Origin of the sequence: Garicola koreensis (assembly GCF_014195445.1) — a bacterium.
Classification (GTDB): Bacteria; Actinomycetota; Actinomycetes; order Actinomycetales; family Micrococcaceae; genus Nesterenkonia; species Nesterenkonia koreensis.
Genome location: NZ_JACIBT010000011.1, coordinates 26,283 through 34,508 on the forward strand (window position 1 = coordinate 26,283; position 8,226 = coordinate 34,508).

General features: G+C 67.5%; 9 protein-coding genes. 3 read left to right on the top strand and 6 right to left on the bottom strand.

Going from position 1 to position 8,226, the window contains the following annotated elements:
* Positions 1-23: 23 nt before the first annotated feature.
* Complete coding sequence (locus FHX47_RS09295; RefSeq protein ID WP_183358659.1) at positions 24-1,007, bottom strand: ArgP/LysG family DNA-binding transcriptional regulator; 984 nt, start codon at positions 1,005-1,007, stop codon at positions 24-26.
* A 95-nt stretch (positions 1,008-1,102) separates the two neighbouring features.
* Here FHX47_RS09295 and FHX47_RS09300 point away from each other — a divergent pair, with 95 nt between their 5' ends.
* Entirely contained in the window at positions 1,103-1,813 is a 711-nt protein-coding gene (locus FHX47_RS09300) for a LysE/ArgO family amino acid transporter (protein WP_183358660.1), read from the top strand.
* Positions 1,814-1,817: 4 nt separating this feature from the next.
* Here FHX47_RS09300 and FHX47_RS09305 read toward each other — a convergent pair whose 3' ends face one another.
* Positions 1,818-3,374 (bottom strand): phytoene desaturase family protein, encoded by a 1,557-nt coding sequence (locus FHX47_RS09305; protein ID WP_183358661.1) that lies wholly within the window; start codon positions 3,372-3,374, stop codon positions 1,818-1,820.
* Positions 3,375-3,402: 28 nt separating this feature from the next.
* Positions 3,403-4,662 (bottom strand): hypothetical protein, encoded by a 1,260-nt coding sequence (locus tag FHX47_RS09310; protein ID WP_183358662.1) that lies wholly within the window; start codon positions 4,660-4,662, stop codon positions 3,403-3,405.
* A 60-nt stretch (positions 4,663-4,722) separates the two neighbouring features.
* Between FHX47_RS09310 and FHX47_RS09315 the strand changes: the two genes are divergently transcribed.
* Together FHX47_RS09315 and FHX47_RS09320 are read left to right on the top strand one after the other, a co-directional pair.
* The gene (locus FHX47_RS09315) at positions 4,723-5,214 is read left to right on the top strand and encodes an SRPBCC family protein (RefSeq protein WP_183358663.1); all 492 of its coding nucleotides are present in this window, start codon (positions 4,723-4,725) and stop codon (positions 5,212-5,214) included.
* A gap of 222 nt (positions 5,215-5,436) precedes the next feature.
* The gene (locus FHX47_RS09320; RefSeq protein ID WP_183358664.1) at positions 5,437-6,210 is read left to right on the top strand and encodes a CGNR zinc finger domain-containing protein; all 774 of its coding nucleotides are present in this window, start codon (positions 5,437-5,439) and stop codon (positions 6,208-6,210) included.
* Between the two features lie 5 nt (positions 6,211-6,215).
* Here FHX47_RS09320 and FHX47_RS09325 read toward each other — a convergent pair whose 3' ends face one another.
* The 3 genes from FHX47_RS09325 to FHX47_RS09335 all read right to left on the bottom strand — a co-directional run.
* On the bottom strand, positions 6,216-6,674 hold the full coding sequence (locus FHX47_RS09325; RefSeq protein WP_183358665.1) for a hypothetical protein: 459 nt from the start codon (positions 6,672-6,674) through the stop codon (positions 6,216-6,218).
* Between the two features lie 52 nt (positions 6,675-6,726).
* The gene (locus FHX47_RS09330) at positions 6,727-7,284 is read right to left on the bottom strand and encodes a hypothetical protein (protein WP_183358666.1); all 558 of its coding nucleotides are present in this window, start codon (positions 7,282-7,284) and stop codon (positions 6,727-6,729) included.
* A gap of 32 nt (positions 7,285-7,316) precedes the next feature.
* A partial coding sequence (locus FHX47_RS09335) for an MATE family efflux transporter (protein WP_183358667.1) occupies positions 7,317-8,226 on the bottom strand: 910 nt, incomplete at its 5' end.

Here is an 8,226-nt window from a genome sequence, read left to right on the forward strand (position 1 = left end):
ACTCAACCACGCCGGCGCTGAACTCATTCCTTCAAATTTGAATCACCAGACGCTGTGCCATCAAGCACTGTGCGATCAGGCACTGCGTGATCAGATGCTGTGTGACCAGGCGCTGGGAGGCGGCGGCTCGCCGCGTGCCGGACTGCGGCGGTGAGCCGGTCAAGGGCTGGGGTGGTGGTGGACCAGTGCTGCCAGTGCAGCGGCACCTCCTCGGCCCCGATCTCCGGGATCAGGACCATATCGGGGTGCTCACAGTTGAGGACGCCGTCGGGCATCATCGATTCGGGGATCATGCCCCAGCCCAGTCCACAGCCGACGGCGGAGTTGTAGGCCTGCACCGAGGGCAGCAGGTGGGTGATCGGGGCGCTGCTGAGGCCCAGGCGGTCCAGGGCGGTGCGCTGGGTAGCGTCGCGGATGCTGTAGTCGATGCGCGGCACCTGCTGCCAGTCGACCGCGCCGGAGGAATCGCGGTGGCGGTCCAGCAGCTCGGTGCTGGCCACCGGCCAGTAGCGGATGACGCCCAACGGCTCCGACCGACACCCGGAGACCGGTGTGGGGTCTTCGGTGACTGCGGCGGTCACGGTTCCGCTGCGCAGCAGCTGCAGGGTGTGCTGCTGGTCCTCGGCGTGGACGTGGATCTCCACATCGTCCCAGGTCGCTGCTTCCTGCAGGACGCGGATGAACCAGCTGGCCAAAGAGTCGGCGTTGACCGCTATGGCCAGGGTGATGGTGGGACTGTAGTGGGCCGAGGAGCCGCGGAATCCCAGGCTCCGGCGGGCCTCATCCTCCAGCAGCGTGGTCTGCCGGGCCACCCGCATCAGCTTCTCGCCGGACTCGGTGACCCGCACCGGAACGGTTCTGGTCAGCAGGACATGGCCGACCTCACGCTCCAGGGCTTTGATCCGTTGGGAGAAGGCGGAGCCGGAGATCTGCAGCAGATCCGCTGCGGCGTCGAAGGTCCCCTCATCCACCGCCAGCACAAAGGCGCGCAGGTGATCGGTGTTCATCTGGCAGAGTCTAGCCGGATCATCTGAAGCATCGCTTCAGACAGTGAAGAATATTGAGCTGGTACGGATCTGTTGTGCAGCGCAGAATAGTGCCCATGCTGACTGTTCTGCTCACCGGGTTCTTCGCCTGCCTGGCCATCATTGTGGCGATCGGACCGCAGAGCGCCTACCTGCTGCGCCAGGGGCTGCGCCGGGATCGGGTGATGCTGGCGGTGCTGTGCTGCCTGGTGGGTGATGCCCTGCTGCTGACCGCCGGCACCGCCGGAGTGGCAGTGGTTTTGGAGCACGCGCCGTGGCTGCTGGACGTGCTGCGCTGGGCGGGGGTGGCCTACCTGAGCTGGTTCGCCTACCGCTCCTTCCGCTCGGCCTTCACGGCGGGAAAGTCGCAGAAGACTGACGACGACGCCGGCACCGTCCACGTGCTCATGACCTCGCAGATCCCCACGGTGGACCCCGCCGGTGGGGCTGCTCAGTCCACTGCGACGCGGCAGAAGGTCCACGTCACCGGGGTCTCCAAGGTCAGCACAGTGGCGTCCACGGCGCTGGCGCTGAGCATCGTCAATCCGCATGCGTGGGTGGACTCGTTGGTGGTGCTGGGCACGATGGCCAATTCCTTCGCCGATCAGCGGTGGTTCTTCGCCGCAGGGGCCTTCCTGGCGTGCATCGTCTGGCACACCGCCCTTGCCGGCGGCGGCAGCGCCCTGGCCGCCTGGCTCAACCGACCACGCACCTGGCAGTTAATTGACCTCAGCATGGGCGCCATCATGCTGCTCGTCGCCGCACTGCTGGCGGTCTCGGGCTTCTGATCGATCAGCCGCGCTCATCCAGGACGGAGGCAGCCGCGTTGAAGCCGCTCATCCCGTGAGCCCCACCGCCGGGCGGGGTGGCGCTGGAGCATAGGAAGACGCCGTCGACGCCGGCGGAGTAGGGCCGCAGCGCGCTGACCGGCCCGGAGAGTGTGGTGCGCAGCCCGGCCACTCCCCCGCTGACGCTGCCGCCGACCAGGTTCGCGTTCCACCCTTCCAGCTGAGCCGGACCCCAGATCATGCGCTGCAGAACACTGCGGCGGAAATTGGGGGCCTGCCGGGTGATCTCGGCGTCGATCAGTCGCACCGTCCGGGCCACCCCGGCGTCGTCGAGCCCGTTGGGCACGTGGGCATAGGCCCAGCAGACCGTGCGCTCATCCGGTGTTCGGGTGGAGTCGGCTGCGCTGGGCTGGGCCAGCAGCACATAGGGCCGGCCGGGCAGCACGCCCCGGTTGGCGGCAGCTTCGCTGGCGACCACCTGGCGGCCGCTTCCGCCCAGGTGCACGGTACCGGCGCGGGCCAGCTCCGGGTGCTGCCAGGGGATCGGCCCATCGAGCAGGTAGTCGACCTTCACCACCCCGGGACCGTAGTCCCATCGGCGCAGCGACCCGCGCGCCCGAGGCGCCAGCGGCAGACCCTGAAGGCCCAGCACCTGGGCCGGGGTGAGATCCAGGACGACGACGTCGGCCTCCTGCTGCCCCGCTGACGAACCGGTCGGCTCACCGGTCGCCTCACCGGTGCCGCGCTGGTGAGCAGCTGAGCCTTCTACGCGCCACCGGCGCGGCCGGCCGGCGCTGCGCCCCCGCTTTGGCACCTGCTGGACGCCGGTGACGCGGAAGCCGGTTCGGATGTCTCCGCCGTGGCTGCGCAGTTCGGCGACCAAAGCGTCGACGAGCTTCTGGGTGCCTCCGCGCACTGCCGGCCATCCCTGCGCATGGGCCGCCGCACCGAAGGCTAAGCCCACGGCCGCGGTCAGCGGGTTGCTCAGGGGTGCGGTGGAGTGGGCGGCCAGTCCGGCGAAGAGGGCGCGGGCTCTCTCGGTGCTGAAGCTGCGCATCAGGCTGCTGGCGGGCATCGCCCCGGCTGAGCCCAGCTGCATCAGCGCTGCGGCGCGTCCGATCCGGGTGAATGACGCGCGGCCCAGCGGCGGGTTCAGCACCGCCTGTCGCACCTGGTCCCAGTTGTCGGTCAGTGGGCCAACGACCCATCGCCAGAGGTCGCCGTCGCGCCCCAGCGCTTCGGCCGTCTCCTCCAGGGAGGCGTGCAGCAGTGCCGGGGGTTCGCCGTCGATACCGTGGGCGGCGGGGATCTGCGGCTGGGCCCATTCGACGTCGTGGTGTCCCAGCAGCTCATCATAGGCCGGCGACGCCGCGGAGAGCGGGTGGATGCTCGCCCCCAGATCGCTGATAATCCCGGGGCCGAAGAGCTCGGCCGAACGCGCCGCACCGCCGGGGGTCGGCCCGGCCTCGTAGACGGTGACCTCCCAGCCGGCGCGGGCGAGCCGGCAGGCCGCGGCGAGTCCATTGGGGCCCGAGCCCACAACTGCGGCGCGCTGCGTCATCAATTCATCCTACTGGCGCAGGCCACTGTCACAGCGATTCCCCCCGGCGGACCCGTTCCACCACCGCAGCGATGTTTCGGATGAACACCACCAACCAGGCGAAGAGGATCGCGACGCCGATCAGCTCCAGGGAGGTCAGGTTCCAGTAGCCCACCGGCTCCCACAGCAGGAAGGCGCCGACCAGCGCGGCGGCGGCGAAGTAGCTGAACAGGAAGAAGATCTGCGGGAACCCGGGCAGCACGTAGGGCGTGCTGACCAGCAGCAGCAGGAAGAACACTCCGAAGGCGGCGGTGACCAGCGTGTGGCCGTCCAGACTGACGCTGATGGGGATAAGACCCACCGCAGCCAGGGAGAGCCCCATGCCGATCATCCCCACCCGCAGCAGGACAATCCGAGGGGTGCGGATATAGCCGCTGAATGCGTTGCGGACTCGGGTGGACAGCGGAATGCGGCCCGAAGACCTGCGGTGAGTCTCAGCACGCTCAGCGAGACGCTGCGCCACCTGGGTGCGCTGATGCTCGCTCCAGATCTGCAGGTCGCGAGTGAGGAAGGCGGTCAGCGTGGTGATGATGACCCCCGAGACCACCAAGGTGGTGTTGAACGTCCAGAAGCTGGTCAGTCCGGCCTGGCCGGTGCCCAGCTCGGAGAACATTACATGCCACCAGAAGGGGTTCTCCGCGAAAAGCATCGAGACCAGCACACCGGAGGCCATGAATATTGCCAGCAGGGTTGAGAGGCTGAAGGCGGTGATCCGCGCTCCGGAGTTGAAGCTGAAGTAGGAGGCGACACCGCCGACGACGGCCAGCAGGACCGCACCGGCAATATCGTCGACGGTCAGGCCGATGAAGGCCTCCTGAAAAACGCGGAAGAGGCCGAGGGCGGCCATCACAGCGATCGAGGAATGCACCACCAGCAGGGCCAGGGTGTCCACCAGCTGCCGAACCCTGGGCCGTTCTCCCAGCCAAATGTTCGCCATGCGCGCGTTGAGGGAATACCCCAGCAGAAATGAGGCCCCGGCGGTGACCCCGCCGATGATGGAGGCGTAGAACTGGATCGAGAAGTCACCGGCGAGCGCGGGCCGCTCACCGGCGAACACGATGTAGCCGAACACCACGCCGATCAGACCCCCACCCAGCGCGTTCCAGATGGCGCGTGACTCAATGAGCACCTGCAGCCGCGCCTGATTCTGCGCCTGCCGCGGTGTGGTCGTGGAAGGATGCGTGGACTCTTCGACCGCTGCCTGAGCAGCGAGCCTGCGTGCTCTGCCCGGGGAGCGGAAGGATCTCACCGCACAAGATGTACCAGATCAGCAGTGACTATCCAACGCGGCACCGACTAGATTGGAGCTGTGAGCACCCCACCCCAGAAAATCGACGTCGGACCGCACGTTGCGGCGTACCAGCTGCGCATCAGCGCACCGGCAGATCAGCTCTATCGGCTGGCGGCCGATCCGCATCGGCACCATGAGATCGACGGCTCGGATACGGTCCGGTCCCGCGCCGTCGGAGCCCATGAACTCACCGAGGGTGCGAAGTTCTCCGTACACATGCGCCGGTTCGGCCTCCCCTACCGGCTTCCGCTGCGCGTGACCGCAGCCCGGCCGCCTCAGGGTCAGGTCCCCGGCGTCGTCGAGTGGCGCCAGCCCACAGGCCACCGGTGGCGTTGGGAGTTCGAACCTCACCCCGACGGCAGCACCACGGTCACCGAGACCTACGACGCGACCCGGCAGAATCCGGCCGCCCGGGCGGTGCTGGGGATGGCGGGTGTCCCGCAGCAGAACGCGCACAGCATTCGGGCCTCGCTGCGGCGGATGAGTGCCCGGTTTGAGTCCGCTGGGTGAGTTCGACCCCGCTGGGTGAACAGATCCGCGGTTGCGCGCACCGAGAAATCGCGGCCGGCACCCCTGCCGGGCAGCGCAGTTGCCGATAAGCTTGAGCGTGATGGGCGAGTGAACTTTTCGTCAGATGCGACGAAATATGTAGAGTGCGCCCCACGTTGCCCCTAAGCGCCCGTACTGCCGTTCCAGTGCCCGCGCCTCTCATACCTGGCAGGAGTAAGCTGCATGTTCAACGCCGAAGTGAATCGTGCTCTGAATGCCGCGGCCGCTCTGATCAATACGGCCGAAGGTTCCAGAAGCGCCAAACACACCCCGGACACACTGGAGACCGTGGAGGGATTGGCCTCCTTCCTCGAAGCTCAGGAGCCTGAGCTTCAGTGGTCCGCCTCAGCCGCCGACGACGACCAGCTGCAGAAGGTCCGTCAGCTGCGCAGCACCCTGCGCAGGGTCTGGGAAGCCGGACCTCACGCCACCGATGAGCTTCAGCTGATCAATGAGCTGCTGGAAGGAGTGGGCACACAGCTGGTCCGCTCCGCTGAGGCTGGCGAGCCGGAGGTGGTGGAATCTCCGATCCCGGTCTCCTCGCAGACGCATCACGTGATGACAGCGAGGTTCGCTGCGGCTCTTTCCCACCTGGTGGTGGCCCAGGAGACCCGGCGGCTGCGCATCTGCCGCGGCGAGGACTGTGATGCGGCCATTGTGGATCTCACCCGCAATCGTTCCAAGCTCTTCTGCGACTTCGGCAACTGCGCCAACCGGGCGCATGTGCGGGCCTACCGTGCCCGCCGGGCCGCGCAGCAGCGAGCCGAGGAGGCCGGCAGCGGGCGCAGACCCCCAGCGCAGCGGAGCAAGCCATCAGCCGCGGAGAAGGCGGAGGAGCTCAGCCGTCCGACGTCGGACTCTGCGGTGGCGGCCAAGGAGTTCCGCAACCGGATGCGCGATGAGCTGATGGAGACCAGGCAGAAGAAGTTGGAGAAGGAAAAAGACTCGAAGAAGTAGGCGGCCTATTCGCTGCGTTGGCCGTAGTCCGGGTCCTGCGGATCTTGTGACTCCTGCGCGCTGGACTCCTCGGCCTCCTTCTGCCGCGCCTTCTCTCGGCGGGCTGCGACCTGCTGCCGGTACAGCTCCTCCGATCTGCGGTTCACCCCGGAACCCTCAGAGAGGTGTGCCGGGTTCTCCCGTGAGGCCAGCTGCAGCATGGAGACGATGAGCAGACTGGCGATGAATGCGATGCCGAAGGCCAGCAGCGCCAAGTTGACCGGGTTGTCCATGGCCGAGGAGGTGTGCTCCACGCGCGGGTTGTCCGTGCCGCCGGAGGAGACGATCAGGGTGACGACTCCCGCCACGACCCCCAGGGCAAAGGAAAAGATCAGGGGAGCCTTCACCGACTCCAGTATGGAGCGGCGATCCTTGGGGTCCTCGGCCACGTGTGATTCGTCCTTTGTGAGCAGTGGGTGAGTCATCCGGCACCTTCGGCCGGGGCATCACCATTCTACGCCGTGTAGAAGATGCGATCTAACCGGCCTTCTTCGACTCGTGGGTCAGGCCGGCGGCGGAGATCAGCAGCAGCACAGCCATCACCACCACCCCCATGCCGGAGATGCCCAGAATCCCGTGGGCATCCAGTCCAGCACCCAGGAAGAGCCCAACGCCGGTGAGCACACCGACCACACCGAGGATCAGGTGGTCTCGGGCCGGAACGAACTGTGAGCGGACCCGGAAGGCGCCGACGAACTCAGCCACCCCCATCAGCACGAAGCCGAGGCCAGCGATGATGGCCAGGGCGGCGGGGGAGGCTGCGAAGATGGCGGCGATGCCGGAGAATATCCACCCCGCTGCGCCCAGCGAGATGCTGGTGCGCATCGCGACCGGCACCGACTCCACCTTCACGTAGTCCCAGACGGCGGTGGCTGCCAGAATGAAGAAGGCTGCCAGCCCGATGCGGGCCAGGGTCATGGTCTCGTCGGTGGTGAAGACGGTGAACAGCGCGAAGATCGCCGTGATGACTGCTCGGGTCCAGGCTGGGCGAAGCAGTGCTGCGGCAGTTGTGGGATCGACATGGGCTACAGGCACCCCAGCAGTCTACTATTTATTCGCCCAGCACCTTATTCGCCGAGCACCATCCAGCGGGTGCCCACGGCACGGATGCCCAGGGTCAGCGCACGAGCCCCCATGAAGACCACGGCGAAGGCCACCCAGAGCCACAGGATGATCTGGGTCTGTTGCCCGCCGGAGACGGTGTCGTGCACCCACCACAGCACAGGCAGGTAGATGCCCAGATTCACCACCCCGACCAGAGCCAGGTAACGGACGTCGCCGGCACCCATGAGGACCCCGTCGAGCACGAACACGTAGCCGGCCAGCGGCTGGGAGACGGCCAGCACGAACAGTGCCACAGTGATCGCCTCGGCCACTGTGGCACTGGGGGTGAACAGCCGCGGCACCCAGGGGGCGGCCGCCGCAGTGAGGGCACCGACGACCACGCCGAAGCCCACCGCCCACAGGGTCATGACCCTGACCATACGGCGGGCCGCAGCCTCGCGCCCGGCACCGAGCTCCCGGCCGATCAGCGCCTGGGCGGCGATGGCGAGCGCGTCGAGCACGAACGCCAAGGTGGAGAAGAAGGTGAAGGCCACCTGGTGTGCGGCCAGGGTCTCGGGCCCCAGATCGGTGGCGACCACAACAGTGGCGACGATCGCTGCCCGCAGGGTCACGGTGCGCAGCATCATCCAGCTGCCCACACCTGCGGCCCGGCGCAGTGCGGCCGGTTCGGGCCCCAACGCGACGCCTGCGGCGCGAATGCGTGGGATCAGCATCCACAAATAGGCGATGGCCATGCCCCACTGCGCCAGTGAGGTGCCGATGGCCGCCCCGGCCACACTGAGTCCCACCGGGTGGACGAGGATCAGGTTGAGCAGCGCGTTGGCGCCGAAGCCGGCCGCAGCCACCACCAGCGGGGTTTTGGTGTCCTGGAATCCGCGCAGCATCCCCACGGCTGCAAAGACCAGCAGCATC